Annotated in this window: 1 protein-coding gene; it reads left to right on the top strand. The window is 59.6% G+C overall.

Features of this window, described 5'->3' with window-relative positions; genetic code table 11:
* Positions 1-106 precede the first annotated feature (106 nt).
* Positions 107-1031, top strand: a 925-nt coding sequence (locus EN780_RS35010; RefSeq protein WP_348631294.1) for an NADP-dependent oxidoreductase, incomplete at its 3' end; no start/stop codon positions are given.

The raw sequence follows: 1031 nt of genomic DNA, 5'->3' as shown, positions 1-1031 counted from the left end.
CGTGTCGCGCAACCTCGACCGCCACGCGCATGGCCTCAACCATGTCCATTGGTCATTCTTTCGCAATTCAAAACAATCTTTCTCGCGCAGCGCCCATTAACACGGAATGCAAATCTATGCATCACAGAGAGGCAGCCTTCCAATCACGGAGATCGTCATGGCAACAAATCCCAGCTGGATCCTTCGGAGCCATCCCTCGGCAATGCCCACGACTGAGAACTGGGCACTTGAAGATCGCCCTGTTCCGGAAGCGTCAGACGGAGAGCTCCTGGTCAAAACCCTTTGGCTCTCAGTGGACCCTTACATGCGTGGCCGCATCAGCCCGGCGAAGAATTACGCCGCGGGATTCAAGCTGGGCGATCTGATGCTGGGAGGCGGCGTCGGGGAAGTGATTTCATCCGGATCATCTGACTTCAGCCCGGGTCAGATCGTGATGAGCGATTATTTCGGCTGGCAGCCCTTCACCGTCGTTCCGGCGTCATCGGCAAAGCTCGTGGCCACCACTGACGCTCCGATGCAGGCCGCTCTTAGTTACCTCGGAATGCCCGGTCTCACGGCCTATTTTTCTCTGCTCAAGACCGCCCGCCCCAAGCAGGGTGAAACGGTGCTGATTTCTGCGGCGTCCGGTGCCGTCGGCCAGATCGCGGGTCAGATCGCGCGTATCAAGGGCCTTGATCCGGTTGCCGTGGCCGGCACCGATGAGAAGCTCGAATGGTGCAAGGCGCTTGGCTACCGGGCCGGCGTCAATCACCGTACTTCGGCTGACTTGGTTGCCGATGTCACTGCGGCATGCCCGAACGGGGTGGACGTGTTCATCGACAACACCGCTGGCCCCATTCACGATGCAGCCATGCTGAACCTCAACGCGTTTGGCAGGGTGGTCGTGGTCGGGACCATAGCCTTGGCTGATCGGTTCGACCAACCCGATATCGGCGTTCGCCACCTACGCAGGACGCTGATCACACGGGCACGTATTGAGGGCTTCCTTCTCGACGACCACGCGAGCGAATATGAGACCGCACTTGCCGATC

The sequence above is a fragment of the Mesorhizobium sp. M4B.F.Ca.ET.089.01.1.1 genome (assembly GCF_004022605.1).
GTDB classification, from domain to species: Bacteria; Pseudomonadota; Alphaproteobacteria; order Rhizobiales; family Rhizobiaceae; genus Mesorhizobium; species Mesorhizobium abyssinicae.
Note: the sequence above shows the minus strand (reverse complement) of the source record. Positions and strands in the feature narration are given on the sequence as shown.